This is a genomic window from Pseudomonas sp. SG20056 (genome assembly GCF_031764535.1).
Taxonomy (GTDB): Bacteria; Pseudomonadota; Gammaproteobacteria; order Pseudomonadales; family Pseudomonadaceae; genus Aquipseudomonas.
In genome coordinates, this window is record NZ_CP134499.1 from 4,257,070 (window position 1) to 4,283,224 (window position 26,155).

At 61.4% G+C, this 26,155-nt stretch carries 25 protein-coding genes; 12 read left to right on the plus strand and 13 right to left on the minus strand.

All coding sequences use genetic code 11. The features are described from left to right. Positions 1-124 precede the first annotated feature (124 nt). The 5 genes from coaBC (at position 125) to RHP75_RS20095 (ending at position 6,116) form a co-directional block, all read left to right on the plus strand. Complete coding sequence (coaBC, locus tag RHP75_RS20075) at positions 125-1,333, plus strand: bifunctional phosphopantothenoylcysteine decarboxylase/phosphopantothenate--cysteine ligase CoaBC (protein WP_311089745.1); 1,209 nt, start codon at positions 125-127, stop codon at positions 1,331-1,333. A gap of 26 nt (positions 1,334-1,359) precedes the next feature. Then, positions 1,360-1,815, plus strand: a complete 456-nt coding sequence (gene dut / locus RHP75_RS20080) for a dUTP diphosphatase (protein WP_160013739.1) — start codon at positions 1,360-1,362, stop codon at positions 1,813-1,815. Between the two features lie 44 nt (positions 1,816-1,859). Next, positions 1,860-4,460 (plus strand): phosphomannomutase/phosphoglucomutase, encoded by a 2,601-nt coding sequence (locus RHP75_RS21405; protein ID WP_409079683.1) that lies wholly within the window; start codon positions 1,860-1,862, stop codon positions 4,458-4,460. Positions 4,461-4,491: 31 nt separating this feature from the next. After that, the gene (argB, locus tag RHP75_RS20090) at positions 4,492-5,397 is read left to right on the plus strand and encodes an acetylglutamate kinase (protein WP_160013741.1); all 906 of its coding nucleotides are present in this window, start codon (positions 4,492-4,494) and stop codon (positions 5,395-5,397) included. A gap of 272 nt (positions 5,398-5,669) precedes the next feature. Then, the gene (locus RHP75_RS20095) at positions 5,670-6,116 is read left to right on the plus strand and encodes a thioesterase family protein (RefSeq protein ID WP_311089747.1); all 447 of its coding nucleotides are present in this window, start codon (positions 5,670-5,672) and stop codon (positions 6,114-6,116) included. A gap of 2 nt (positions 6,117-6,118) precedes the next feature. Here RHP75_RS20095 and RHP75_RS20100 read toward each other — a convergent pair whose 3' ends face one another. Both RHP75_RS20100 and pyrE read right to left on the minus strand, forming a co-directional pair. After that, positions 6,119-6,712: a DUF4124 domain-containing protein gene (locus RHP75_RS20100; RefSeq protein WP_311089748.1), complete on the minus strand. Its 594-nt coding sequence runs from the start codon at positions 6,710-6,712 to the stop codon at positions 6,119-6,121. A 23-nt stretch (positions 6,713-6,735) separates the two neighbouring features. Continuing rightward, positions 6,736-7,377 (minus strand): orotate phosphoribosyltransferase, encoded by a 642-nt coding sequence (gene pyrE, locus RHP75_RS20105; RefSeq protein ID WP_311089749.1) that lies wholly within the window; start codon positions 7,375-7,377, stop codon positions 6,736-6,738. A gap of 93 nt (positions 7,378-7,470) precedes the next feature. Between pyrE and RHP75_RS20110 the strand changes: the two genes are divergently transcribed. Continuing rightward, positions 7,471-8,250 (plus strand): exodeoxyribonuclease III, encoded by a 780-nt coding sequence (locus RHP75_RS20110; protein WP_090250555.1) that lies wholly within the window; start codon positions 7,471-7,473, stop codon positions 8,248-8,250. 135 nt (positions 8,251-8,385) lie between these two features. Here RHP75_RS20110 and RHP75_RS20115 read toward each other — a convergent pair whose 3' ends face one another. Continuing rightward, on the minus strand, positions 8,386-8,757 hold the full coding sequence (locus RHP75_RS20115) for a DUF4870 domain-containing protein (protein ID WP_311089750.1): 372 nt from the start codon (positions 8,755-8,757) through the stop codon (positions 8,386-8,388). Positions 8,758-8,797: 40 nt separating this feature from the next. After that, complete coding sequence (gene rph, locus RHP75_RS20120) at positions 8,798-9,520, minus strand: ribonuclease PH (protein WP_090379746.1); 723 nt, start codon at positions 9,518-9,520, stop codon at positions 8,798-8,800. Between the two features lie 141 nt (positions 9,521-9,661). Between rph and RHP75_RS20125 the strand changes: the two genes are divergently transcribed. From RHP75_RS20125 to RHP75_RS20150, 6 genes are all read left to right on the plus strand, one after another. Further along, positions 9,662-10,525, plus strand: a complete 864-nt coding sequence (locus RHP75_RS20125) for a YicC/YloC family endoribonuclease (RefSeq protein ID WP_311089751.1) — start codon at positions 9,662-9,664, stop codon at positions 10,523-10,525. A 49-nt stretch (positions 10,526-10,574) separates the two neighbouring features. Beyond that, positions 10,575-11,195: a guanylate kinase gene (gmk, locus tag RHP75_RS20130; protein ID WP_090250563.1), complete on the plus strand. Its 621-nt coding sequence runs from the start codon at positions 10,575-10,577 to the stop codon at positions 11,193-11,195. A gap of 114 nt (positions 11,196-11,309) precedes the next feature. Beyond that, positions 11,310-11,573 carry a DNA-directed RNA polymerase subunit omega gene (rpoZ, locus tag RHP75_RS20135; RefSeq protein WP_090250565.1) on the plus strand — a complete coding sequence of 88 codons (264 nt, stop codon included), beginning with the start codon at positions 11,310-11,312 and terminating at the stop codon, positions 11,571-11,573. Between the two features lie 60 nt (positions 11,574-11,633). After that, positions 11,634-13,742 (plus strand): bifunctional GTP diphosphokinase/guanosine-3',5'-bis pyrophosphate 3'-pyrophosphohydrolase, encoded by a 2,109-nt coding sequence (gene spoT, locus RHP75_RS20140; RefSeq protein WP_311089752.1) that lies wholly within the window; start codon positions 11,634-11,636, stop codon positions 13,740-13,742. Between the two features lie 146 nt (positions 13,743-13,888). Continuing rightward, positions 13,889-14,269 carry a RidA family protein gene (locus tag RHP75_RS20145; RefSeq protein WP_090250570.1) on the plus strand — a complete coding sequence of 127 codons (381 nt, stop codon included), beginning with the start codon at positions 13,889-13,891 and terminating at the stop codon, positions 14,267-14,269. Between the two features lie 48 nt (positions 14,270-14,317). Beyond that, positions 14,318-15,052, plus strand: coding sequence for a hypothetical protein (locus RHP75_RS20150; RefSeq protein WP_311089753.1), 735 nt, complete (start codon positions 14,318-14,320; stop codon positions 15,050-15,052). 19 nt (positions 15,053-15,071) lie between these two features. Here the strand turns inward: RHP75_RS20150 and RHP75_RS20155 are convergent, their stop codons facing one another. The 9 genes from RHP75_RS20155 to nuoG form a co-directional block, all read right to left on the minus strand. After that, a complete protein-coding gene (locus RHP75_RS20155; RefSeq protein WP_311089754.1) occupies positions 15,072-15,923 on the minus strand; it encodes an SDR family oxidoreductase in 852 nt (283 codons plus the stop codon). Positions 15,924-15,953: 30 nt separating this feature from the next. Then, positions 15,954-17,429 (minus strand): NADH-quinone oxidoreductase subunit NuoN, encoded by a 1,476-nt coding sequence (gene nuoN / locus RHP75_RS20160; protein WP_311089755.1) that lies wholly within the window; start codon positions 17,427-17,429, stop codon positions 15,954-15,956. A gap of 19 nt (positions 17,430-17,448) precedes the next feature. Beyond that, positions 17,449-18,978: an NADH-quinone oxidoreductase subunit M gene (nuoM, locus tag RHP75_RS20165; protein ID WP_311089756.1), complete on the minus strand. Its 1,530-nt coding sequence runs from the start codon at positions 18,976-18,978 to the stop codon at positions 17,449-17,451. A gap of 13 nt (positions 18,979-18,991) precedes the next feature. Further along, on the minus strand, positions 18,992-20,842 hold the full coding sequence (gene nuoL / locus RHP75_RS20170; protein WP_311089757.1) for an NADH-quinone oxidoreductase subunit L: 1,851 nt from the start codon (positions 20,840-20,842) through the stop codon (positions 18,992-18,994). Beyond that, positions 20,839-21,147, minus strand: coding sequence for an NADH-quinone oxidoreductase subunit NuoK (gene nuoK / locus RHP75_RS20175; RefSeq protein ID WP_160013754.1), 309 nt, complete (start codon positions 21,145-21,147; stop codon positions 20,839-20,841). Before nuoK ends, nuoL begins: the two co-directional genes overlap by 4 nt. Beyond that, a complete protein-coding gene (gene nuoJ / locus RHP75_RS20180) occupies positions 21,144-21,653 on the minus strand; it encodes an NADH-quinone oxidoreductase subunit J (RefSeq protein WP_160013755.1) in 510 nt (169 codons plus the stop codon). Before nuoJ ends, nuoK begins: the two co-directional genes overlap by 4 nt. A 162-nt stretch (positions 21,654-21,815) precedes the next feature. Further along, entirely contained in the window at positions 21,816-22,364 is a 549-nt protein-coding gene (gene nuoI / locus RHP75_RS20185; RefSeq protein WP_160086025.1) for an NADH-quinone oxidoreductase subunit NuoI, read from the minus strand. 13 nt (positions 22,365-22,377) lie between these two features. Next, a complete protein-coding gene (nuoH, locus tag RHP75_RS20190) occupies positions 22,378-23,370 on the minus strand; it encodes an NADH-quinone oxidoreductase subunit NuoH (protein ID WP_233683219.1) in 993 nt (330 codons plus the stop codon). Further along, positions 23,367-26,087 (minus strand): NADH-quinone oxidoreductase subunit NuoG, encoded by a 2,721-nt coding sequence (nuoG, locus tag RHP75_RS20195; protein WP_311089758.1) that lies wholly within the window; start codon positions 26,085-26,087, stop codon positions 23,367-23,369. Before nuoG ends, nuoH begins: the two co-directional genes overlap by 4 nt. Between the last annotated feature and the right edge of the window lie 68 nt (positions 26,088-26,155).

Here is a 26,155-nt window from a genome sequence, read left to right on the forward strand (position 1 = left end):
CAAGCACTTGGCAGCGCTACTCGCATACAACCCTTGTGCTATCGTAGCCCAACTTTTGCGCGGCGCCTGACCTGGGGAGGTGTCAGCGTCGCGGTGTATATCCATCTTCATAAAAGGCAGGCCTATGCAGCGGCTGTATCGGAAACGCATCATTGTTGGCGTGGGCGGCGGTATTGCCGCATATAAGAGTGCCGAGCTGATTCGCCGACTCAAGGACCAGGGCGCCGACGTGCGCGTGGTCATGACCAAAGGTGGTCGCGAATTCATCACCCCGCTAACCCTCCAGGCCCTCTCCGGGCATCCGGTACACCTCGATCTGCTCGACCCTGAAGCCGAAGCCGCGATGGGCCATATCGAGCTGGCGCGCTGGGCTGACCTGGTGCTGATTGCCCCGGCCACGGCCGACCTGATGGCGCGCCTGGCACAGGGCGTGGCCGATGACCTGCTGACCACCCTGGTGCTGGCCACCGATGCCCCCGTCGCCCTGGCACCGGCAATGAACCAGGCAATGTGGCGCGACCCGGCCACCCAGGCCAACGCCGCACTGCTGGCCGCACGCGGGCTGCACCTGTTCGGCCCAGCCGCCGGCAGCCAGGCCTGCGGCGATGTTGGCCTAGGCCGCATGCTTGAAGCCGAACAACTGGTGCAATGCGCCGCCGATTGCTTCCAGCACCAGGCGTTGACCGGTAAACATGTGCTGATTACTGCCGGCCCAACCCAGGAAAACATTGATCCGGTGCGCTATATCACCAACCACAGCTCCGGCAAGATGGGCTTTGCTCTCGCCGAAGCGGCCGCCGAGGCCGGTGCCAAAGTCACCCTGATCAGCGGCCCGGTGCACCTGCCCACCCCCGAGCGCGTTACTCGCATCAACGTCACCAGCGCCCGCGACATGCTCGCCGCCTGTGAAGCTGCGATGCCCTGCGACCTGCTTATCGCCGCCGCTGCGGTGGCCGATTACCGCCCGGAAGTGGTCGCCCAGCACAAATTGAAAAAAGACCCCACCAGCGGCGACGGCCTGCTCCTGCAAATGGTGCGTAACCCAGATATTCTCGCCACCCTGGCGGGGCGTAGCGACCGGCCGTTCAGCGTCGGTTTTGCCGCCGAAACCGAGAACCTGCTGGAATACGCCTCGCGCAAGCTGCGCGACAAGAATCTCGACCTGATCGTCGCCAATGACGTGGCCAATCCCAGCATCGGCTTCAATAGCGAAGAAAACGCCATCACCATCATCGACCGTGAACTTCAACAAAGCAGCTTCGCCCAGACCAGCAAAAGCAAGATTGCCCGCCAGCTGGTGAGTTTTATTGCCGAGCGCATGGCCAGCTGCTGACGCCCACTTACCGAACAGAGCCCGATATGCACGCCTTACAAGCCAAGATCCTCGACCCGCGCCTGGGCACCGAATTTCCGCTGCCGCACTACGCCACACCGGGCTCCGCCGGCCTCGACCTGCGTGCCATGCTCAAGCAGGATCTGGTGCTGGAGCCTGGGCAAACCGTGTTGATCCCCACCGGCCTGTCCATCTACATCGGCGACCCTGGCCTCGCCGCGATGATCCTGCCGCGCTCGGGCCTGGGTCACAAACACGGCATCGTGCTGGGAAACCTCGTCGGACTGATCGACTCGGACTATCAGGGCGAATTGATGGTGTCCTGCTGGAACCGCGGGCAGAGCGCCTTCACCGTCGCAATCGGCGAGCGTATTGCCCAACTGATTCTGGTACCGGTGGTACAGGCGCATTTCGAACTGGTTGAACAGTTCGATGAGAGCCAGCGCGGCGCAGGCGGCTTCGGCCACTCCGGTAGCCATTGATTGCCTTAATCTAATTCCAGGATGAATTGCCGAGGAGGCGTTGCATGAAACTCTTCAAGCGCACGGCCAAGGACACTGACGGGGCAACCCCCAGCGCCCAACTGACCAGCGCCCCCGCCGAAGCCAAAACGGCCAAGAACAGCCCCAACGCCCTGTTACCGGGTGTGATGGCGGCGTTGGTCGGCATCATCCTGGCCGGCGCACTGCTCTGGTTTGGCCCGCTTAACAGCGCCTACCAGCAGCAGTTGCAGCAACTCAGTCAGGCCTGGGGCGGCGGTCAGGCGACCGTACTGCAGAAAGCCCTGCAACAACTGAGCGCCGATACTCAGGCGGCTGCGCGCAACCCACAACTGCTGCAAGCCCTGCAAAGCCAGGACATCAATCAGATCCGCGATGCCGAGCGTAACCTCACCTACTGGTACGGGGTGGCCGATGCACACCTCAATGCCCGCGGCCAGGCTGTGCAGGACATGGGGCGCAGCGCGCCGATGAACTTCGCCGCGCTGGACATGCTGCGCCGCACAGAAAACGGTCAGACACCCGCCCCCGAGGCCTACAAGGTCGGCCAACGCTGGCTGGTGTATAGCGCAGCACCGCTGCGCCTGAACGAAGGTGATCCCCTGCATGGCACCTTGCTTCTGGCTGTAGACCTGGAGCGTCTGCTCGCTAGCCTACCGGTGATGCCTGCCGAAATCGGCCAGATCCAGCTGATCCAGCAATTCAACAACACCGCGGCCCAAGTCCTCGCCCAGCGCGGTGACGCACAAGGCACCGCACAATCATTCAGCACCGGCAACCCCAACTGGACGGTCAGCTTTACCCCTGGCCCGTCATTGACCAACCCGGTGTTCTCGCCGCTGCTGCTGGCCATCGCCGGGCTACTGGCTCTGGCTGGCGCCATTACCGGCCTTTACCTGCTGCAGAGCAGCCTGCAACGCCACCTGCGTGATGACGTGCTGCAGCTGGGGCAGATGCTCAAGGAGCTGTCCGCCGGCAAGGCAGTCAAGGCGTTCAGCCTGAGCCTGCCTGCCCTGGATATCCTGGCGCAAAACCTTGCACGCATGCCGCGCCGCGCCACGGAACAGGCCGCCGCCCCGACTGCCAATGCAGGCGCAGCCAATCCAGGCGTCGCCGCTATGCAGACGCCTGCCAGCGCCATGGTCGACCCACTGTTTCAGGACACCGACATCCTCGATATCGATATTCTCGATGAAGACCAGGACCTGCTCGGCCTCGATGAACCGGCGCCAGCCCCCGTGCAGGCGAAAGCACCCAAACTGCCGGCCGATATCTTCCGCGCCTACGATATTCGTGGCGTAGTCGGTCGCACCCTGAATGCCGAAACAGCCTACTGGATCGGCCGCGCCATCGGCTCGCAAAGCCTGGCCCAAGGCGAGCCGAACATCGCTGTCGGCCGTGACGGCCGTCTGTCTGGCCCAGAGCTGACGCAGCAGCTGATCCAGGGCCTGCTGGACTGCGGCTGTAACGTCAGCGATGTCGGTATGGTGCCAACGCCCGTGGTGTATTACGCCGGGCATATCCTCACCGGCAAATCAGCGGTGATGCTCACTGGCAGCCACAACCCACGCGATTACAACGGCTTCAAGATCGTCATCGCCGGCGACACCCTGGCCAACGAACAGATCCAGGCCCTGAAAGCACGCATCGACAACAACGATCTGGCCAGCGGCGTCGGTACCGTCGAGCAGGTTGATGTGCTGGAGCGCTACTTCAAGCAGATCCGCGACGATATCGCCATGGCCAAGCCCATGCGCGTGGTAGTCGATTGCGGCAACGGCGTAGCCGGAGTGATCGCGCCGCAATTGATCGAGGCCCTGGGCTGCTCGGTTATTCCGCTGTACTGCGAAGTCGACGGCAACTTCCCCAACCATCATCCGGACCCCGGCAAGCCAGAAAACCTGGCGGACCTGATCGCCAAGGTGAAAAGCGAGAAAGCCGATATCGGCCTGGCCTTCGACGGCGACGGCGACCGCGTCGGTGTGGTGACCAATACCGGTACCGTTGTCTACCCCGACCGCCTGCTGATGCTGTTCGCCAAAGACGTGGTGTCACGCAACCCCGGTGCGGACATCATCTTCGACGTTAAATGCACGCGCCGCCTGACCCCGCTGATCAGCGGCTACGGCGGCCGCCCGGTGATGTGGAAAACCGGCCACTCGCTGATCAAGAAAAAAATGAAGGAAACCGGCGCGCTGCTGGCCGGCGAAATGAGCGGGCATATCTTCTTCAAGGAACGCTGGTTCGGCTTTGACGATGGCATCTATGCCGCCGCCCGTCTGCTGGAAATCCTCAGCCAGGATCGCCGCGACGCCGAACACGTGTTCAGCGCCTTCCCCAATGACATTGCCACCCCGGAAATCAATATCCAGGTCACCGAGCAGAGCAAGTTCAGCATCATCGAACGCCTGCAGCGCGACGGCGTATGGGGCGAAGGCAATATCACCAACCTCGATGGCGTACGCGTCGACTACCCCAAAGGCTGGGGCCTGGTACGCGCCTCCAACACCACGCCGGTGCTGGTACTGCGCTTCGAGGCGGAAACCGAACAGGAACTTGAACGGATCAAGGAAGTCTTCCGCGCCCAGCTGTACAGCACGGTGCCCGACCTCGATCTGCCGTTCTGATTGATTAGCGAATTTTCTACTGGAGCCCCGCATGACCCTCGAACGTGATGCCGCCACCAACGTCGCCAAGGTACTGTCCGAAGCACTGCCGTATATCCGCCGCTTCGTCGGCAAGACGCTGGTAATCAAATACGGCGGCAACGCCATGGAAAGCGAAGAGCTCAAGCAAGGCTTCGCCCGCGATATCGTGCTGATGAAGGCGGTGGGCATCAACCCGGTAGTCGTCCACGGCGGCGGCCCGCAAATCGGTGATCTGCTCAAGCGCCTGAGCATCGAAAGCCACTTTGTCGACGGCATGCGCGTCACCGATACTGCGACCATGGACGTGGTGGAAATGGTCCTCGGCGGCCAGGTCAACAAGAGCATCGTCAACCTGATCAACCAGCACGGCGGCAGCGCCATCGGCCTGACCGGTAAGGATGCCCAGCTGATCCGCGCCAAGAAACTGACCGTGACCCGGCAGACACCGGAGATGACCCAGCCGGAAATCATCGATATCGGCCATGTCGGCGAAGTCACCGGGGTCAACATCGACCTGCTGAACATGCTGGTCAAGGGCGACTTTATTCCGGTCATCGCACCGATTGGCGTCGGTCCGGACGGCGAGTCCTATAACATCAACGCTGACCTAGTGGCAGGCAAAGTCGCTGAAGCCCTGAAAGCCGAGAAGCTGATGCTGCTGACCAATATCGCCGGACTGATGGATAAGCAAGGCCAGGTGCTGACGGGCCTGACCACCGAACAGGTCGATAGCCTGATCGCCGACGGCACCATTTATGGCGGCATGCTGCCGAAGATCCGTTGCGCCCTGGAAGCGGTGCAAGGCGGGGTGACCAGCGCACATATCATCGACGGTCGCGTACCAAACGCCGTGCTGCTGGAAATCTTCACCGACAGCGGTGTGGGTACCCTGATCTGCAACCGTAAGCGCCACTGAGAACCTATTTACGATCTGCTGCGCGTCGGCCCTACTGCGTTAAAAACAGGCTCGGAATGCTCATGTACAAAAGTACACTCCGCTTCCTCGCCTGTTTTCGCCTTGTAGGACTCTAGCTCGCGAGATCGTAAACAGATTCTAAAACGGCCAGTAAGCAAATCAGTCGGCTAATCCTGGCTGATTCAGCCGCCTGATAGCCTGCTGCAACCCTTGCAGCAGGGCGACGCAACACCGAAGCTCAGTGATCACACTGCCAGCCAGAGGTGTACCGCATGCCAACCGCGCCATCCCGTGAAATCTTCAGCTTTTTCCACACGCTGCGCGTGCGCTGGGCTGAAGTCGACCCGCAGAGCATCGTGTTCAATGGTCACTACCTGACCTACGCCGATGTCGCTATCACCGAATATTTCCGAGCCCTGGACATCCGGTATCCGGACGATTTGAGCCACGACGGCGGGGATTTCTTCGCCATCAAGACCGTACTGGAGTACTTGGCCCCCGCCCGTTTTGATGACGAGTTGAACATTGGCATCCGCGTCGCCCGCCTGGGCTGCTCCAGCCTGAGTTTTGCCATGGGCATCTGGCGCGGCGAGCAGGCGCTGACCGCCGGTGAAGTAATTTATGTGCACGCGGACAGTGCAAGCCGCAGCAGCAGTCCGTTACCGGCATGGTTGAGGGGGAAGATTCTGGCCTTTGAGCGCTGCGCGCCCGAGCAATAAGGCTACCGGTTGCGGCTCAGCAGCTCCTTGAGCCGATCACGGTCGGCATTGAAGCTGCTGTCAGCCTCTTTGCGCGCGGCCTGATAGCGCTGGATGTCGCCCTTGAGTCGCACTTGTTCGGCTTTCTGGTTATCGATCTGTGCCAACAGATGCGCCGGCACCGCACGCCCAGCGCGCTCGTGGTCAGCGGCCTGGCTCTGCAGATTGGCCTGCTGCGTGCGCACCGACTGCAAGTTGCCGCGCGCCACACCGATCAGACCATCCAACTCGGCCAGCTTACGCTCACGTGCGCGCTCGACGTCATCCGGCGTGCTGTAAAGACGCAACAGCTGCGCATCAGAGCTGGCGCGGGCTTTTTCGGCAAGAATGCGCTTCATCTCTTCAGGGCTCGGGGCAGGCGGGATCACCTGAATCACTCGACCCTGCTCATTCAGCACTTCATAGCCCTTGCTGATGTGCTCCGGCGGCACACCCTGACGGCTAAGCACCGTGGTGCCCTTGTCATCGACGTAGCGGTACAACTCAGCCGCGCCCGCCACAACCGGCAGCAGTAGGCCTAGCAACAGCGAACAGCAGGTCTGGGCAGGTCTATGCATCGATGCAGCACCTTCTCGGCAGGTTAGATTCCGTATTCGGCGCGGTAGGCTTGTACCGCCGGCAGATACTGCTTGAGTTCAGCATCCTCTGCCAGATATTCCAGTACCTGTTCGAGTGACACAATGCTCACCACCGGCATGCCGTAGTCGCGCTCGACCTCCTGAATCGCCGACAACTCGCCTTTACCACGCTCCTGGCGATTCAGGGCGATCAGCACACTGGCGGCCTGTGCGCCCTGGGCCTGGATGATCTGCATCACTTCACGAATCGCCGTGCCAGCGGTAATCACGTCATCGATGATCAGCACACGACCCGCCAGCGGAGCGCCCACCAGGGTGCCACCTTCGCCGTGATCCTTGGCTTCCTTGCGGTTGAAACACCAGGGCATATCACGCTGATGGTGCTCGGCCAGCGCCACCGCCGTAGTCGCCGCCAGCGGAATACCCTTGTAGGCCGGACCAAACAGCACGTCGAAGTCGATACCGCTGTCCACCACTGCGGCGGCGTAAAAACGCCCGAGTTGGGCCAAGGCCAAACCGCTGTCAAACAACCCGGCATTGAAGAAATAAGGACTGATGCGCCCGGATTTGAGGGTGAACTGACCGAAGCGCAGAACCCCACGTTCGATGGCAAAACGGATGAAATCACGTTGATACGCTTGCATTAAAAAGCCCCGGACAGCACGGATTTACTAGGTAATTTAGCTAATAGAGGTGAGCTCGGGTATCATACACGCACGTGATTTTGGGGGCCATTTATGCGGATCATCAGTGTGAACGTGAATGGTATTCATGCGGCAGTCGAGCGCGGTTTGCTCAGTTGGCTGCAAGCACAGAATGCCGACGTCATCTGCCTGCAGGACACCCGCGCCTCCGCCTTTGAACTGGACGACCAAGCCCTCCAACTGGATGGCTATTTCCTCTATGCCTGCGATGCAGAAGTGCCCAGCCAAGGTGGCGTGGCGCTGTATTCGCGGTTGCAACCCAAGGCGGTAATCAGCGGCCTCGGCTTTGAAATGGCCGATCGCTACGGGCGCTACCTGCAGGCCGATTTCGACAAAGTAAGTATTGCCACCATGCTGATGCCTTCGGGGCAGCAGGGTGATGAAAGCTTGAATCAGAAATTCAAGTTTATGGACGACTTCACCCATTATTTGGACAAGCAGCGCCGCAAGCGCCGCGAGTACATCTATTGCGGCTCGTTCTATGTGGCACATCAGAAGCTCGACGTGAAGAACTGGCGCGACTGCCAGCAGTCACCGGGCTTCCTTGCCCCGGAACGCGCCTGGCTGGATGAAGTAATTGGCACCATGGGCTATGTAGACGCGCTGCGCGAAGTCAGCCGCGAAGGCGACCAGTTCAGCTGGTGGCCGGACAGCGAGCAGGCCGAGATGCTTAACCTCGGCTATCGCTTCGACTACCAGCTGCTCACGCCCGGCATGCGCCGCAGCATCCGCAGTGCACGCCTGCCGCGTCAGCCACGCTTCTCGCAGCACGCGCCGCTGATCGTTGATTACGACTGGATGCTCAGCGTTTAACCTGATCAGCAGACAATAAAAAGCCGGCTAAGCGCCGGCTTTTTATGCTGTGCCATCCCTGGCCACCACCCTACGGGCCGTCGCTATGCGACGTTAAAAATCGCTCCCGGCGATTTTTTGTTGTCTGCATAACGCTTATTTCACCAAGCGCCAAGCAAAGGGATAACGGTAAGCCTGGCCTTCATTGGCCTTGATCCCGGCAATGACCGTCAGCACCAGCGCCGCAATGCTGACCAACACCAACAGCGGGAAACCGATCACCACCACCATCAGCAGGAAACACAGCAGCGCAGCCAGAGCCACGCTGATCTGGAAATTCAGCGCTTCCTTGCCCTGCGCATCGACGAACGGGTCAAGGTCCTTCTTGATCTGCCATACGATCAACGGCCCAAGCAGGTTGCCAAAGGGAATCACCAACCCAAGAAAGGCAGCAAAGTGGCAGAACATCGCCCACTGGCGGGCTTCAGGGCCGGGAACCGGCTGTGGCGCTTGGGACTCGTCGCTCATGGTGCATCTCCTTGCTTGATGGACTTGTAGTACAGCTCAATCAGTCAGCCAGAGCCGCTTGCTGCAGCTCGAACAGCTCAGTCATGCCTTTCTGCGCCAACGCCAACATGGCATTCAGCTCGGCCGGCTGGAACGGAGCGCCTTCGGCGGTGCCCTGCACTTCGATAAAGCCGCCAGTGCTGGTCATCACCACGTTGAGGTCGGTTTCCGCTGCGGAATCTTCCAGATAATCCAGATCGAGCACTGGCTCGCCCTGATACATCCCCACCGATACCGCGGCAATCATCTGCTTGAGCGGATCGCCGCCTTTCAGGCCGCCACGCTTCTTGATCACTTTAAGCGCATCAATCACCGCCACCATGGCGCCGGTGATAGATGCGGTGCGCGTGCCGCCATCCGCCTGGATCACATCGCAGTCGACGTACAAAGTGTTCTCACCGAGCTTCGACATATCCAGCGCGGCGCGCAGCGAACGGCCGATCAGACGCTGGATTTCCAGGGTGCGGCCGCCCTGCTTGCCACGGCTGGCTTCACGCTGGTTACGGTCGCCAGTGGCGCGCGGCAGCATGCCGTACTCGGCGGTCAACCAACCCTGGCCTTGGCCTTTGAGAAAGCGCGGAACGCCAGACTCGACACTGACCGTGCAAATCACTTTGGTATCGCCAAATTCCACCAGCACCGAACCCTCGGCATGCTTGGTGTAGTTGCGGGTGATGCGAATCGAGCGCAACTGATCGGCGGCGCGGCCACTTGGACGTTTCATCTAGGAATTCCTGCTCTGAATAAAAAATCTGCTCGGCATTATAGGGCCGTAAGCCCGTAGCGGGTGCGCCGAATTGGGAGCGGCCGACGCACTGCGCTACAATCCTGCGCCTTTCGTTCCGACTTTTCGCGAGGTTCACCCATGATCCACAGCATGACAGCCTTCGCCCGCGCCGAGCAGGCCGGTGCCAATGGCACCCTGAGCTGGGAGCTGCGCTCGGTCAACCATCGCTATCTGGAACCTCATCTGCGCCTGCCGGAAAGCTTCCGCGACCTCGAAGGCGCGGTGCGCGAAGCGCTGCGTAACGGCCTGTCGCGCGGCAAAGTCGAATGCACCCTGCGTTTTAGCGACGACAATGCCGGCAAAGCCCTGCAAGTGGACCTTGAACGCGCCGCCCAACTGGTCGCCGCCGCCGAAAGCGTAGCCGGTTTGATCAAGCAACCTGCCGCACTCAACCCATTGGAAGTGCTCGGCTGGCCAGGCGTACTGGTGGCCAATGCTGCCGACCCACAAGCCCTCAACCAGAGTGCACTGGCGCTGTTCACTGAGGCGTTGAACGAACTGAAGAACGGCCGCGAACGCGAAGGCAGCGAACTGGCCAAACTGCTCAATGAGCGCCTGGACAGCATTCTTGAACAAGTAGTCGCCCTCCGCGAACTGGTGCCGCAGATGCTTGCCGGACAACGCCAGAAGATTCTCGACCGCTGCGCCGAGATGCAGGCCGAGCTGGACCCGCAGCGCCTGGAACAAGAGCTGGTGATCCTGGCGCAAAAAAGCGATGTCGCCGAAGAACTGGACCGTCTCAGCACCCATGTCAGCGAAGTGCGACGCGTACTGAAAACCGGCGGGCAAGCCGGCCGGCGCCTGGACTTCCTGATGCAGGAACTCAATCGTGAAGCCAACACCCTCGGCTCCAAGGCCTTCGACACCCGCAGCACCCAGGCGGCGGTAAACCTCAAAGTGCTGATCGAGCAGATGCGCGAACAAGTGCAGAACATCGAATAAGCCCGACCGCCACTGCTACTCTCTGAACAACGCGTTCCAGGATTGATCCATGAGCATAACCACCGGCACCCTTTACATCATTTCCGCCCCGTCCGGCGCGGGCAAGACCAGCCTGGTCAAGGCGCTGATCGACAGCGAGGCGCAGATTCGCGTGTCCGTATCGCACACCACCCGCGCCATGCGTCCGGGCGAAGTGGATGGGGTGAACTACCACTTCGTCAGCCGCGAGCAGTTCCACGCCATGCTCGACAAGACCGAGTTCCTTGAGCACGCGGAAGTCTTCGGCAACCTCTATGGCACCTCGCAGGAATGGGTCAAACAGACCCTGCGCGACGGCTTCGACCTGATTCTGGAGATCGACTGGCAAGGCGCGCAGCAGGTCCGCCGGCTGATGCCGGAAGCCAAATCCATCTTTATTCTGCCGCCGACCCAGGAAGCGCTGCGCCATCGCCTGACCAATCGCGGCCAGGACAGCGGCGAGATCATCGAGCGACGCATGCGTGAAGCCGTCAGCGAGATGAGCCACTACGTCGAATACGACTACCTGCTGATCAACGATGACTTCGCCCACGCTCTGAGCGATCTGAAGGCGATTTTCCGCGCCAATCAACTGCTGCAAGGCCCGCAACAGCAACGCCACAGCGGTTTGCTCAGCGAGTTACTGGTCTGACTTATCGCGCTGCGGCAAATCAAAGCTTCCCTTAATGCTGGTGATTTTTTAGACTATCCAGTCCGCTCGCCCATTTGGGCCCAGCTCTATTACGCATTTGCTACGAGGAACACCATGGCCCGCGTTACCGTCGAAGATTGCCTGGATCACGTTGATAACCGCTTCGAGCTGGTCATGCTCGCTACCAAGCGCTCGCGCCAACTGGCTACCGGTGGCAAAGAGCCGAAGCTGGCTTGGGAAAATGACAAGCCGACCGTAGTCGCGCTGCGCGAAATCGCCGCTGGCCTGATGAGCTACGACGTCATCGCGCAAGACGATATCGTCGAAGAAGAACCACTGTTTGCTGCATTCGAGGAAGAGGCTAACGAGCCTCTGTAAGCCTATGCCGGGTCGACGTCGTCAGGCGCAGGGTCATCTGAATCGGCAAGGGGAACGCCCATGCCGAGCATAGACGCCCTCGCCGACAGACTTTCGACCTACCTCGACGGCGACCAGGTCAACCTGGTTCGCCGCGCTTATTTCTACGCCGAACAAGCCCACGACGGCCAACGCCGCCGCAGCGGCGAAGCTTACGTCACCCATCCCCTGGCAGTGGCGAGCATCCTGGCAGACATGCACATGGACCATCAGAGCCTGATGGCCGCGATGCTGCATGACGTGATCGAAGACACCGGTATTGCCAAAGAAGCCCTGGACGCGCAGTTCGGCGAATCCGTGGCAGAACTGGTTGATGGGGTCAGCAAGCTGACCCAGATGAACTTCGAGACCAAGGCCGAAGCCCAGGCCGAGAATTTCCAGAAGATGGCCATGGCCATGGCCCGCGACATCCGAGTGATCCTGGTCAAACTGGCCGACCGTCTGCACAACATGCGCACCCTGGAAGTGCTGTCCGGCGAAAAACGCCGGCGCATCGCCAAAGAAACCCTGGAAATCTACGCACCGATTGCCAATCGCCTGGGCATGCACAGCATGCGCATCGAGTTCGAAGACCTAGGCTTCAAGGCCATGCACCCGATGCGCTCCGAGCGCATCCGCACAGCGGTCAAGCGGGCTCGGGGCAACCGCAAGGAAATCGTCAACAAGATCGAAGAGTCGATCACCCACTGCCTGGCCCGCGAAGGCATGGAAGGCGAGGTGATGGGCCGCGAGAAGCACCTCTACGGCATCTACCAGAAGATGCGTGGCAAGCGCCGGGCGTTCAACGAAATCATGGACGTCTACGCCTTCCGCATCGTCGTCGACAAGGTCGACACCTGTTACCGCGTGCTCGGCGCCGTGCATAACCTGTACAAACCCCTGCCCGGCCGCTTCAAGGATTACATCGCAATCCCCAAGGCCAACGGCTACCAGTCGCTGCACACCACGCTCTTCGGCATGCACGGCGTACCGATCGAGATCCAGATCCGTACCCGCGAGATGGAAGAACTGGCCAACAACGGCATTGCCGCGCACTGGCTGTACAAATCCAACGAGGAAGACCAGCCCAAGGGCAGCCACGCCCGTGCGCGGCAGTGGGTCAAGGGCGTGCTGGAGATGCAGCAACGCGCCGGCAACTCGCTGGAATTTATCGAAAGCGTGAAGATCGACCTGTTCCCCGACGAGGTCTACGTGTTCACGCCCAAGGGCCGCATCATGGAGCTGCCGAAAGGCTCCACGGCGGTCGACTTCGCATACGCGGTGCACACCGACGTCGGTAACACCTGCATCGCCTGTCGCATCAACCGCCGCCTGGCGCCGCTGTCGCAAGCCCTGGAAAGTGGCTCGACGGTGGAAATCGTCACCGCGCCTGGTGCACGACCAAACCCGGCCTGGCTGAGCTTCGTGGTTACCGGCAAGGCCCGCACGCATATTCGTCACGCCCTGAAACTGCAGCGCCGCTCGGAATCCATCAGCCTTGGCGAACGCCTGCTGAACAAGGTGCTGGCCGGTTTCGACAGCCGCGTCGACAAGCTCTCGCCCGAGCGGGTGCAGGCGGTGCTCGCCGAATACCATCAGGACGTCATCGAAGACCTGCTGGAAGACATCGGCCTGGGCAACCGCATGGCCTATGTAGTGGCGCGCCGCCTACTCAGTGACAGCAACGAAGCGCTGCCGAGCAGCGAAGGGCCGCTGGCGATTCGCGGCACTGAGGGCCTGGTGCTGAGCTACGCCAAGTGCTGCACGCCAATTCCAGGCGACCCGATTGTCGGCCACCTGTCCGCCGGCAAAGGCATGGTGGTGCACCTGGAAAGCTGCAAGAACATCGGCGAAATTCGCCACAACCCGGAAAAATGCATTCAGCTTTCCTGGGCCAAGGACGTTACCGGCGAGTTCAATGTCGAACTGCGTGTCGAGCTGGAGCACCAGCGCGGTCTGATCGCCCTGCTGGCCGGCAGCGTGAATGCCGCCGACGGCAACATCGAGAAAATCAGCATGGACGAGCGCGATGGCCGCATCAGCGTCGTGCAGCTGGTGGTCAGCGTGCATGACCGTGTGCACCTGGCCCGCGTGATCAAGAAGCTGCGCGCCCTGACCGGGGTAATCCGCATCACCCGCGCGCGCGCCTGATCGGCCAACTTCAAAATTGAACAGCGCAATCAGCCACCAGCTGTACTTTGACAGCCGCTGTGGCTTTCACCCAACCTAGGCAATCTAACTGGCAGTGCGCCGATGTGCGCTGCAGTGTTCCTCCACTCAGTTTTACAGGAGTTCCCATGAGCAAAAGCGTTATCACCAGCGACAAGGCCCCGGCCGCAATCGGCACCTATTCCCAGGCGATCAAGGCGGGCAACACCGTGTACATGTCCGGGCAGATCCCGCTGGACCCGAAAACCATGGAGCTGGTGGAAGGATTCGAAGCCCAGACCGTGCAGGTATTCGAGAACCTCAAGGCCGTGGCCGAAGCCGCTGGCGGTTCGTTCAAGGACATCGTCAAGCTGAACATCTTCCTCACTGACCTGTCGCACTTCGCCAAGGTCAATGAAGTCATGGGCCGTTACTTCGAGCAACCCTACCCGGCCCGTGCCGCCATCGGCGTAGCAGCCCTGCCACGTGGCTCGCAGGTAGAAATGGACGCTATTCTGGTTCTCGAATAAGCCCCTCGGCGGGGCCGCGGTCCCGCCCTTCTCTCTTGAGGACGCCGCATGCGTTGCCTGTTTGTTGCCCTGCTCACCGGCGTCCTGCTCAGCGGTTGCGCCAGCACACCGCAAGACCCAAGCGGCACCTGGATCAACCAGGCCGCCATTGAAGCCGCCGTCGAAAGCGGCAATCTGCGCGAAGCCCTGCTGGCCTACGGTCCCAATCTGGAATGGCAACTCGACAACCAGCGCCAGCTGGCCAGCTTCAGCAATGGTTTCGAGCGCGGTGAAGGCAGCTTCGAGCGCCAGGCCGATGGCCAACTGCGCGTGCAGTTCTACGGTGATTTCCAGGAAAACCTGAGCCTCAGCGGCAATGAGCTGATTCAAGCGCAAAGTGATACCTGGCCGGAGCAACGCTTTGTCCGCGCACCTGCCGCGCCAGGCCCGCTCGCTCCACCGGGAAGCAGCTTCGAACAGGCGTTATACCGCGCTTATCTGGGTGGCACCTGGCTGATCAAGGAAGGCCTGGGCGAAGGCGGCCTGGTGCTGTTTCAGGCCGATGGCAGCCTGCAGGGGCTGCCAGGCGCGGAACGTTATGCGTTGTGTCTGGCAGGTGACTGTGCGGCCATGAGCGGCGAGTTCGACAGCCTCTGGCTGCAGCTGGGCGACCAGGGGCAGAGCTGGCTGTTCGAGCGTGACGGCGATCAGTTGCGCGTCTTTGAAGCGCTCAATCGCTCACAGATCGATGAAATGCCCAACTACTACAAAGGCCAGCAGCGCTGGCTGTTGGTCAAACGCTAAACCCGCGCAAAACGCCAAGCTACAGCTGCTGCAGAATCGCCCGGTAACCCTCGCGGTAGCTCGGGTACTGCGGCGCCCAGCCTAGGGCACGAGCGCGGGCGTTAGTGCAACGTTTGCTGCCGGAGCGGCGCACCGTCGATTGCTCGGACCAATGGCTAACATTCAGCTGCTCGCGCAACCAGGCCACCACCTCGTGCAGCGGCGCTGGCTGATCATCGACGCCGATATAGCAGTTATCCAGCGCCACACCACGGGCATCGGCCTGCAACAGATAGGCCAGTAGCCCCGCCGCGTCATCGACATGGATACGGTTGCCGTACAACGGCGGCTCGCTGACTACCTGATAACCCTGGCGCACCTGCTTGAGCAACCATTCGCGGCCTGGGCCATAGATGCCGGTAAGGCGCACCAGGCTGGCGGGCAGCCCGCTATTTAACGCCAGCTGCTCGGCCTCACGCATGATACGTCCGGAGTAGCTATCGGCCTCAGCGGGCGAGTTTTCATCCACCCACTCGCCAAGCTGCTGGCCATACACGCCGCTGCTGGAGACAAACAGCAGGCGCTCGGGCCGTTGGCCCCGTTGCGCCAGCCAATCGAGCACGCGGCGCAGACCGTCGACATAAGCGGCGCGATAGCCGGCCTCATCGTGCTCGGTGGCGGCCGCGCAATACACCAGGTAATCCAGCGGTTCGCTCGGCCAGGCGGCCGGGCAGGCATCGGCATGCAGATCACCGGCAACAGGGCGAATGTCCTGTGGCAACAACGCCACGCTGCGGCGCAGGCCGTACACCGTCCAGCCCGCAGCGTTCAGCTGCTGACCCAGACGGCTGCCGACATCACCACAGCCGGCAATCATCAGTGTCTTACTCATCGTTGCGTATTCCTTAGGGTCTGTTGCTTATCAGGGCAACAGTGCCACCAAGCTGGCCTGTTGCACCAGCTCGAGCAGCGGCTGCGGATACACACCGAGGAAGAATGCCAGCACGGCGACAAACAACAGCATGATGCCGCCGGCACGCTGCGCCCAGTTGAACGGCGCATCGTGACGGCGCAGGTTCGGCTCCACCATAAACAGGGTGACCATCACCCGCAGGTAATAGAACACGCCGATAGCGCTGCCGATTACCAGGGCGGCGAGCAGCCACCACTGCTGCGATTGCACGCCCGCGGCGACCACGTAGAACTTACCGATAAACCCGGCTGTCAGCGGAATGCCAGCCAGCGACAGCATCATCACGGTGAGCACAGCAGTCAGGTACGGACGGCGCCAGAACAGCCCACGGTATTCATACAGGGCATCGGCATCACGGCCGCTGTAGGGCGTCGACATCAAGGTAATCACGCCAAACGCCCCCAGGCTGGTCAGCACATAGGTGGCCAGGTACACGCCCACGGCTTCCACGGCCAGGCCCTTGCTGGCGATCAGCGCCACCAACAGGTAACCGAAGTGGGCGATGGAGGAATAACCGAGCAGACGCTTGAGGTTGTTCTGCAGCAGTGCCAGCAGGTTGCCGAAGAGGATCGAGGCGATGGCGATCAGCGTCAGCAGGTCATTCAGCCAGCCGCCGGCAGCCGCTGGCGATACCTGATACAGGCGCAGCAGCACGGCAAACACCGCCACTTTGCTGGCTGTAGCGAGGAAGGCGGCCACTGGCGCAGGGGCGCCTTCATAGACGTCCGGGGTCCACAGGTGGAACGGCACCAGCGACAGTTTGAACGCCAGACCGATCAACATCATGCCCATGCCAATCTGCGCCAGCATGCTCGGCAAACCATCGGCGGCCAGCTTGGCACCGATACCGGCGAAGGTCAGGTTGCCCGACTCGGCATACAGCAGCGCCATGCCGAACAGCAGAAATGCCGAACCGGCGGCGGACAGCACCATGTACTTGATGCCGGCTTCCAGCGAACGCTTGTTGAAGAAGGCGTAGGCGATCATGCCGTAGGTCGGCACCGACAGCAGTTCCAGGCCGATGAACAGGCCCGCCAAATGCTGCGCACTGACCAGCACCAGACCGCCAGCGGCGGACAGCAGCATCAGCAGGTACAGCTCTTCACGGTTGCCTGGATAGCCCTTGCCGGACTCACCGCCCAGGTAGGCGTGAATCAGCGTCACACAGGCCAGGGTCGCCGCCAGCACCAGGGCCATGTAGTAGCAGGCGAATTTATCCACCAGCAACAACGGCGTGACCTCGATGGGCGTCACGTCCAGAGCCGGCAACAGCGACAGCAGGGCCAGGTTGAGGCCCAGCACCGAGAGGCCGAAGGTCATGGCGTGATTGCGCTTCCAGGCAATCGCCAGCATCACCAGCACGATGGTGGCACTGGTGATCAGCAGCGGCAGCAGCGCGATAAAGTGTTGATTCGTGAATTCCACAGCGTGATGTTCCATAAGTCTACCGGGCCGAGGCAAGTTGATTGAAGGCACCGCCCAGCCATTGCTGCACGCCTTGCATGCTGGCGGCAGAGGTGTCGAGCACCGGCTGCGGGTAGACGCCGAGCAGGATCAGCAGCACAGCCAGGCCCAGCACCATGCTCAGCTCGCGCAACTGCAGGCCTGGCAAGGCAGTCTCTGCCTTGGCTGGGCCGAAATAGGCACGGTGAATCATGATCAGCGAGTAGACCGAGCCAAACACCAGGCCAGTGGCGGCCAGCACGGTGACCCACGGCGCGCTCTGGAAGCTGCCGATCAGAATCAGGAACTCACCCACGAAGTTGCCGGTGCCCGGCAAGCCCAGGGCCGCAGCAGCGAAGAACAGGCTGATCGCCGGCAGCCAGGGCATGCGTGCCCAGATACCGCCCATTTCGCGCATGTCGCGAGTGTGCAGACGCTCATACAGCTGGCCGCAGAGGATAAACAGTGCCGCAGCGGACAGGCCGTGGGCCATCATCTGCACCACCGCGCCCTGCAGGGCGATCTCGCTGGCCGAGTAGATGGCGATCAGCACAAAGCCCATGTGCGAAACGCTGGAGTAGGCCACCAAGCGCTTGATATCGGTCTGCGCAAACGACAGCAACGCGCCGTAGATGATGGCAAACACGCCGAGCCACTGGGCGATTGGCGCAAACTCCGCCGAGGCATTGGGGAACAATGGCAGGGCAAAGCGCATCAGGCCGTAGGCTGCAGTTTTCAGCAGGATACCGGCCAGGTCCACGGAGCCGGCGGTTGGTGCCTGGGCGTGGGCATCGGGCAGCCAGGAGTGGAACGGCACTACTGGAAACTTCACCGCGAAGGCGATAAAGAAGCCGAGCATGAGGATGTACTCAGTGCCCGGTGCCAGCTCGGTTTTCAGCAGATCGGCGTAGTTGAAGGTCAGCACGCCGGTCTGCTCGAAGTGCACGAACACCAGACCGAGGATCGCCAGCAGCATGATCAGGCCGCTAGCCTGGGTGAAGATAAAGAACTTGGTGGCGGCGGTGATGCGGGTCTTGCCATCACTGCCGCTATGACCCCAGAGCGCGATGAGGAAATACATCGGCACCAGCATCATTTCCCAGAAGAAGAAGAACAGGAACAGGTCGACCGCGAGGAACACACCAACCACGCCGCCGAGAATCCACATCAGGTTGAGGTGGAAGAAGCCAACACGGTTCTGGATCTCGTTCCACGAGCAGAGTACCGAGAGCACACCGAGCAGACCGGTGAGGCTGATCATCAACACCGACAGGCCGTCCAGCGCCAGGTGAATGCTGATGCCAAACCGCTCGATCCATGGCACTTGGAACTCCGCCGCCCACTGCGGCGCAGCGCCCGGGGCCGGAGCCAGGCTGAAGTCGCCGGTGGCCCACAGCCACAGGCCAAGATCGAACAGCAGGCCCATGGTCAGCAGGGCAATCCAGCGTGGCAGGGTGTTGCCGAAACGCTCGCACTGCCAGCACAGCAGGCCGCCAATAAAGGGGATCAGGATTAGCCAGGGCAGAATCATCAGGCTGTTTTCCTTAATTCAGAAACAGGAGGACGGCGAGCACCAGCACGGCACCCCCGGCAATCGAAGTGGCATACCAGCGCACCTGGCCAGTCTCACTACTGGCCAGCAAGGCGTTGCCGCCTCGCGCCAGACGAGGAATCAGGCCAATGCTGCGGTCAATCGGATCACGCCCGAGCAGCCGGCAAAGCAGTAGGTACGGCTGCACAAACAGCTTGTCGTAGAGCCAGTCGAAGCCCCAGGCGGCGAACCACCAGGCCGACAGGAAGCGCCCCGGTGCACTCTGCGCCACCGCCGTGGCGAAACTGCGCTTGCCGAGGAACAACAGCGCGGCCAAGACGATGCCGATGATGGCGATGGCCCCGGAGACGATTTCCAGGCTGTGCTTGGCCTCACCGCCAGCATGGCCAACGCTTTGCGGCAGCACACCGGCCAGCGGCGGGCTGATCAGCGCACCGATGAAGGTCGACAGCACGATCAGCGTCACCAGCGGCAGCCAGTGAGCCACGCCATGGCCGGCATGGGCTTCGGTCTTCTGCTCGCCATGGAAGGCGATAAAGATCAGGCGGAAGGTGTAGATCGAGGTCAGGAAGGCGCCCGCCAGGCCGGCGTAGAGCAGCCACTGATGACCGCTGGCAAAGGCTTCCCAGAGGATTTCATCCTTGGAGTAGAAACCGGCGGTGATCAGCGGCAACGCCGCCAGCGCCGCGCCACCGACGATAAAGCTGGCGTAAGCCAACGGCAATTTCTTCCACAGGCCGCCCATCTTGAAGATGTTCTGCTCATGGTGGCAGGCGTTGATCACCGCACCGGAGGCGAGGAATAGCAGGGCCTTGAAGAAGGCGTGGGTCATCAGGTGGAAGATCGCCGCATCCCAGGCACCCACGCCGAGGGCGAGGAACATGTAACCGATCTGGCTCATGGTCGAGTAGGCGAGGATGCGCTTGATGTCGGTCTGCACCAGGGCGGCGAAACCGGCCAGCACCAGGGTCACACCGCCGACGATACCGACCAGCTCGAGGATGTCCGGGGTCAGCAGGAACAGGCCATGGGTACGGGCGATCAGGTAAACACCCGCCGTCACCATAGTCGCCGCGTGGATCAGTGCGGAGACTGGGGTCGGGCCGGCCATCGCATCCGCCAGCCAGGTTTGCAGCGGCAGCTGAGCGGATTTACCCACCGCACCGCCAAGCAGCATCAGCGTGGCGATCCACAGCCAGCTGTCACCTTCAACGTACTTCTGCGGTGCCAGCGCCATCAGCTCCTGAATATTCAGGGTGCCCAGGTGCAGGAACAGGATGAACAGGCCGATGGCCATAAACACATCACCGATACGGGTGACGATAAAGGCCTTCAGCGCTGCATTGCCGTTCGGCGTGTGTTTGAAGTAGAAGCCGATCAGCAAGTAGGAGCACAGCCCTACACCTTCCCAACCGAAATACAGCAGCAACAGGTTATCGCCCAGCACCAGCAGCAACATGCTGAAGATAAACAGGTTGGTGTAGGCGAAGAAACGCGAGTAGCCCTCTTCACCGCGCATGTACCAGCTGGCAAACAGGTGGATCAGAAAGCCCACACCCGTCACCACGCCGAGCATGGTCACGGACAGGCCATCCAGGTAGAGGGTGAAGCTCGGCGCGAAACCGGCCACGCTCATCCACTGCCACAGCACCTGGGTGAATACGCCATTTTCCGGCGGATTGAGGTTGAACTGCACGATCACCCAGGCTGCGGTCAAGGCAGACAGGCCCACCGAGCCCACGCCAATCAGCGCCGCGAGGTTTTCCGAGAAACGCCCGCGCGAAAAGGCCAGGAGAAACCAGCCCAGCAGCGGAAATACACAGGTCAGGAATAGAAGGTTCATCCGCGCATCTCGCTGGCAGCGTCGACATCGAGGGTGTTGAAGCGGCGATACAGCTGCAACAGGATCGCCAGGCCAATACTGGCTTCGGCGGCCGCCAAGGTGATCACCAGGATAAACATCACCTGGCCGTCAGGCTGAGCCCAACGGCTGCCGGCCACGATAAAGGCCAGAGCGGTGGCGTTCATCATCACCTCCAGGCTCATCAGCACGAAGAGGATGTTGCGCCGCACCATCAGGCCGATCAGGCCCAAGCTGAACAGCACGCCGGCCAGTGCCAGGCCGTGCTCCATGGGAATCGCATTCATGCGGTTGGCTCCTTGGCATCGTGACGGCCGAGGTGATAAGCCGCGACCAATGCGCCGAGCAGCAGCATCGAGGCCAGCTCCACCACCAGCAGATAAGGCCCATACAGCGCTATACCGACAGCCTTGGCATCAACGGTCTGCAAACCCAACGCCGCGCCACTGGGCGACTCGAACAACACATACAGCAGCTGACCCAGCAGCAGCGCCGAAAGCAACGCCGGGCCGAACCAGATGCCGGGCCTCAGCCACTGCCGCTCCTGCTCGACCGCCGCTGGGCCGAGGTTGAGCATCATCACCACAAAGACGAACAGCACCATGATCGCGCCGGCGTAGACGATGATCTCCAGGGCACCGGCAAAGGGCGCGCCGAGGGCGAAGAAAGTCATCGCCACCGCCAGCAGCGAGACGATGAGGTAGAGCAAGGCATGCACCGGGTTGGTGTTGGTAATCACCCCCACCGTCGATGCCACCGCCACACCGGCGGCGAAGTAGAACGCGAATTCCATATAGATCCTCTATATCTCCGTAGGAGTCTGTTTAGGCCGTCGCGAGCGCAGCTGAGACAAGGCGAAAACAGGCGAGGAAGCGGAGTGTACTTTTGTACATGAGCATTCCGAGTCTGTTTTCAACGCAGTTTCAGCAAGCGCAGCAGGCATTAAACGGACTCCTTAGGGCAGCAGGCCTTTGACGTTGATGGGCTCGGCTTCGTTTTGTGCGGCGCCTTTCGGCTTGCCGGCAATGGCCATACCGGCGACGCGGTAGAAGTTGTAGTCCGGGTTCTTGCCCGGGCCGCTGATCAGCAGGTCTTCCTTCTCGTACACCAGGTCCTGGCGCTTGAACTCGCCCATCTCGAAATCCGGGGTGAGCTGGATCGCCGTGGTCGGGCAGGCTTCTTCGCACAGACCGCAGAAGATGCAGCGCGAGAAGTTGATGCGGAAAAAATCCGGATACCAGCGGCCATCCGGAGTTTCCGCCTTCTGCAGCGAGATGCAGCCCACCGGGCAGGCTACTGCACAGAGGTTGCAGGCCACGCAGCGCTCTTCGCCGTCGGGGTCGCGAGTCAGGACGATGCGGCCACGGTAGCGCGGCGGCAGGTACACGGCTTCTTCCGGGTATTGCAGGGTATCGCGCTTGCGAAAGCCATGGCTGAAGACCATGACCATGCTGCGCAGTTGGGTGTAGGTGCCGTGCACCACATCCCGTATGTATTTGAACATTCTGTGGTTCTCCTTACTGGGCCGCGGCCAGCACGAATGCGCCGGTCACCAGCAGGTTGATCAGGGTCAGCGGCAGGCAGAACTTCCAGCTGAAGGCCATGACCTGGTCATACCGAGGGCGCGGAATCGAAGCGCGCAACAGGATGAAGATCATGATGAAGAAGCAGGTTTTCAGGGCGAACCAGAAGAACGGGATCTGCGGCAGGAGGCCGAACGGGCCGTGCCAGCCACCGAAGAACAGCGTCACCAGTAACGCCGACACCGTGACGATGGCCACGTATTCGCCGACGAAGAACATGCCCCATTTCATCCCGGCATATTCGATGTGGTAACCGTCAGCCAGCTCCTGCTCCGCTTCCGGCTGGTCGAACGGGTGACGGTGGGTCACGGCGACGGCAGCGATAAAGAAGGTACAGAAGCCGAAGAACTGCGGGATGATGAACCACAGGTTCTCGGCCTGGTAATCGACGATATCGCGCATGTTGAACGAGCCAACCTGCGCCACCACGCCCATCAGCGCCAACGCCAGAAACACCTCGTAGGACACCGTCTGCGCCGAAGCACGCAGCGCACCGAGCAGGGCGAACTTGTTGTTACTGGCCCAGCCGGCAAACAGCACCGCATACACCGACAAACCGGCCATGGCGAAGAAGAACAGAATGCCGATGTTCAGGTCCGCCACGCCCCAGGTCGGGGTGATCGGGATGATTGCAAAAGCGATCAGCATGGCCGAGAACGCAATCATCGGCGCCAGGATAAAGATGAACTTGTCGGCGAACGGCGGCGTCCAGTCCTCCTTGAAGAACATCTTGATCATGTCGGCGGCGATCTGAAACATGCCGAACGGCCCGACCCGGTTGGGGCCGTAACGGTCCTGCCACCAGCCCAGCAGACGGCGCTCGACAAAACTCAGCAGCGCGCCGCAGATCACCACCACCAGCAGAATCACGATGGCCTTGAGTACGGCGATCAGCACATCCAGCACATCAGGCGTCAGCCAGCTCATTGCGCGGCCTCCTCAACGCGGGTGACCACGGCACCGGCGATTTGCGCCGGGATACCTGCCAGGCCCACCGGCAAGCCAACGACACCGATGGCCAGCTCTTCGGTGATCTGCAATGGCAGGCGCAGGGTCTGCCCAGCGACGGCCAGGCTGAGCAGCGCGCCGTCACTTACCCCCAGACGATCCGCTTCGGCCTTGGCCAGCAGCGCATAAGGCGCGGGAATGCGCTCTTGCAGCGGCGCGGCGCCGGCCGAGGTTTCCTCGCTGCCGAACAGGTGATGCAAGGCCACGGCCTGCAAGGTGCCCGACGCCGGGTTGAAAGCCGCCGGTACGCTGAACCAGGGCAATGCCACGCCTTTGGCTTCCAGCAGACGCACACCGGGGTCACCAGCGCGCAAATGGCCGCCGACTTCGTCCTGAAACTTGTTCCAGGCTTGCGGCGAGTTCCAACCTGGCGACCAGGCGAATGGAATCTGCTGACGATCTTCCTTGCTGCCGGCATAGCCTTCCATGGAGAAGGCAAAGGCCGAGTCCTGGTCCTGCGGCTGACGCGGCTCGTGCACGCTGATATTGGCGCGCATGGCGGTGCGACCGCTGTAACGGTGCGGTTCACGGGCCAGCTTGAGACCCTTGATACGGAACGAGGCCTTAGGGGCCGCGTCGACGATGCGTGCCAACTCACGGTTGCTCGCAGCAACAGCCGTGGTCACTGCATCCAGCTGGGTCCAGTCGAGCGGCTTGCCCTGCAGGGTGCTGTGCAGCGCATGCAGCCAGCGCCAGCCTTCACGAATCAGGATGTTGGCGTCGTAGTAGCTCGGTTCGAACACCTGGAAGAAGCGCTGGGCGCGGCCTTCAAAACTGACCAGGGTGCCATCGCCTTCGGCGAAGCTGGCCACTGGCAGCAGCAGGTGGGCTTTTTCGCTGGTGGCGGTGTGCTGATGGTCAGCGACGATCACCAACTTGGCCGCTGCCAATGCGGCATCAACCTGAGCTGCAGCGGCTCTTCGGTACAGGTCGTTCTCCAGCACGATCACAGCATCGGCCTGGCCAGTCGTCAGCGCTTGCAGCGCAGCATCGACAGACTCGCCGCCCAGCAGGGCCAGGCCCATGCTGTTGGCTTCCGGTACTACCAGGCTGATGGAGGCGTTCTTTTCGCGATTCTTCAGCGCGCTGGCAATATTCGCTGCGGCCTCGATCAGGCTCTTCTCGCCCAGCGAGGCGCCGGAGACGATCAGCGGACGCTTGGCTTCAAGCAGCGCTTCGGCAATCAATTGCACCAGCTCAGCGGCATCGGCATCCAAACCGCTTACTGCCGGGGCACTCGGGTCGATGGCATGGGCCACGGCAAAACCGATACGCGCCAGGTCCGCCGGGGCCGCATGCACGCAGGCTTCAGCCACATCATCCAGGCGGGTCGCGGTGACGCTGGCGATAAACAGCGGGTTCAGCGCGTCCTGTGCAACGTTCTGCACGGCAGCCATGTGCCAATCCTGAATCTTCATCGACGCAGCGATTTCAGTGGCCTTGCCTTTGACCGCCTGACGCAGGGCCAGGGCCATGCGTGCAGCGGTCTGGGTCAGGTCCTCACCGAGGATAAACACCGCATCGTGCAGCTCGACTTCACGCAGGGTCGGCACCGGCAGCGGGCCGCTCTGCAGGATGTCGCGGATCAGGCGGATATTTTCCAGCTCGCCTGCAGCGATACCGGAGTAGTAGTTGGCCTCGCCGACCAGCTCACGCAGGGCAAAATTGCTTTCCAGGCTGGCGCGCGGCGAGCCAATGCCGATGACGCGTTTGCCCTTGAGCAGCTCGGCAGCCTTGTCCAGCGCTGCATCGATGCCGAGCTTTTCGCCACCGTCTTTATTCACCAGCAGCGGCTGACGCGGGCGATCAGTGCGGTTGACGTAGCCGTAACCGAAACGGCCACGGTCGCAGAGGAAATACTGGTTCACATCACCGTTGAAGCGGTTTTCGATGCGCCGCAGTTCGCCATAACGCTCGCCGGGACTGGTGTTGCAGCCGCTGGCGCAGCCGTGGCAGATGCTCGGGGCGAACTGCATGTCCCACTTGCGGTTGTAGCGCTCGGAGTGGGTCTTGTCGGTAAACACACCGGTCGGGCAAACCTCGACCAGGTTGCCGGAGAACTCGCTTTCCAGCACGCCGTCTTCGACGCGGCCGAAGTACACGTTGTCGTGCGCGCCATACACACCGAGGTCAGTACCGCCGGCGTAATCCTTGTAGTAACGCACGCAGCGGTAGCAGGCGATGCAGCGGTTCATCTCATGAGAGATAAACGGGCCGAGCTGCTGGTTCTGGTGGGTGCGTTTGGTAAAGCGATAACGGCGCTGGTTGTGGCCGGTCATCACCGTCATGTCTTGCAGGTGGCAATGGCCACCCTCCTCGCACACCGGGCAGTCGTGCGGGTGGTTGGTCATCAGCCACTCGACGACGCTGGCGCGAAACGCCTTGGATTCTTCATCGTCGATGCTGATCCAGGTGTTGTCGGTGGCCGGCGTCATGCACGACATGACGATGCGACCGCGCGTATCGTTTTCATCGGTGTACTGCTTGACCGCGCACTGGCGGCAGGCGCCGACGCTACCGAGCGCCGGGTGCCAGCAGAAGTAAGGGATATCGAGACCGAGGGACAGACAGGCCTGCAGCAGGTTGTCCGCCCCATCGACTTCGAAATCTTTGCCGTCTACGTGGATAGTGGCCATGGTTCAGGTTTCTTCTTTGCCCACCGAAGCGGGCTTGGCTAATGGAATCACGTTGTGCTGCGGGGCCA

Coding starts and splice junctions, on each gene's coding strand:
- coaBC (WP_311089745.1), top strand. CDS start 125: ATGCAGCGGCTGTATCGGAAACGCATCATTGTTGGCGTGGGCGGCGGT.
- dut (WP_160013739.1), top strand. CDS start 1,360: ATGCACGCCTTACAAGCCAAGATCCTCGACCCGCGCCTGGGCACCGAA.
- RHP75_RS21405 (WP_409079683.1), top strand. CDS start 1,860: ATGAAACTCTTCAAGCGCACGGCCAAGGACACTGACGGGGCAACCCCC.
- argB (WP_160013741.1), top strand. CDS start 4,492: ATGACCCTCGAACGTGATGCCGCCACCAACGTCGCCAAGGTACTGTCC.
- RHP75_RS20095 (WP_311089747.1), top strand. CDS start 5,670: ATGCCAACCGCGCCATCCCGTGAAATCTTCAGCTTTTTCCACACGCTG.
- RHP75_RS20100 (WP_311089748.1), bottom strand. CDS start 6,712: ATGCATAGACCTGCCCAGACCTGCTGTTCGCTGTTGCTAGGCCTACTG.
- pyrE (WP_311089749.1), bottom strand. CDS start 7,377: ATGCAAGCGTATCAACGTGATTTCATCCGTTTTGCCATCGAACGTGGG.
- RHP75_RS20110 (WP_090250555.1), top strand. CDS start 7,471: ATGCGGATCATCAGTGTGAACGTGAATGGTATTCATGCGGCAGTCGAG.
- RHP75_RS20115 (WP_311089750.1), bottom strand. CDS start 8,757: ATGAGCGACGAGTCCCAAGCGCCACAGCCGGTTCCCGGCCCTGAAGCC.
- rph (WP_090379746.1), bottom strand. CDS start 9,520: ATGAAACGTCCAAGTGGCCGCGCCGCCGATCAGTTGCGCTCGATTCGC.
- RHP75_RS20125 (WP_311089751.1), top strand. CDS start 9,662: ATGATCCACAGCATGACAGCCTTCGCCCGCGCCGAGCAGGCCGGTGCC.
- gmk (WP_090250563.1), top strand. CDS start 10,575: ATGAGCATAACCACCGGCACCCTTTACATCATTTCCGCCCCGTCCGGC.
- rpoZ (WP_090250565.1), top strand. CDS start 11,310: ATGGCCCGCGTTACCGTCGAAGATTGCCTGGATCACGTTGATAACCGC.
- spoT (WP_311089752.1), top strand. CDS start 11,634: ATGCCGAGCATAGACGCCCTCGCCGACAGACTTTCGACCTACCTCGAC.
- RHP75_RS20145 (WP_090250570.1), top strand. CDS start 13,889: ATGAGCAAAAGCGTTATCACCAGCGACAAGGCCCCGGCCGCAATCGGC.
- RHP75_RS20150 (WP_311089753.1), top strand. CDS start 14,318: ATGCGTTGCCTGTTTGTTGCCCTGCTCACCGGCGTCCTGCTCAGCGGT.
- RHP75_RS20155 (WP_311089754.1), bottom strand. CDS start 15,923: ATGAGTAAGACACTGATGATTGCCGGCTGTGGTGATGTCGGCAGCCGT.
- nuoM (WP_311089756.1), bottom strand. CDS start 18,978: ATGATTCTGCCCTGGCTAATCCTGATCCCCTTTATTGGCGGCCTGCTG.
- nuoL (WP_311089757.1), bottom strand. CDS start 20,842: ATGAACCTTCTATTCCTGACCTGTGTATTTCCGCTGCTGGGCTGGTTT.
- nuoK (WP_160013754.1), bottom strand. CDS start 21,147: ATGAATGCGATTCCCATGGAGCACGGCCTGGCACTGGCCGGCGTGCTG.
- nuoJ (WP_160013755.1), bottom strand. CDS start 21,653: ATGGAATTCGCGTTCTACTTCGCCGCCGGTGTGGCGGTGGCATCGACG.
- nuoI (WP_160086025.1), bottom strand. CDS start 22,364: ATGTTCAAATACATACGGGATGTGGTGCACGGCACCTACACCCAACTG.
- nuoH (WP_233683219.1), bottom strand. CDS start 23,370: ATGAGCTGGCTGACGCCTGATGTGCTGGATGTGCTGATCGCCGTACTC.
- nuoG (WP_311089758.1), bottom strand. CDS start 26,087: ATGGCCACTATCCACGTAGACGGCAAAGATTTCGAAGTCGATGGGGCG.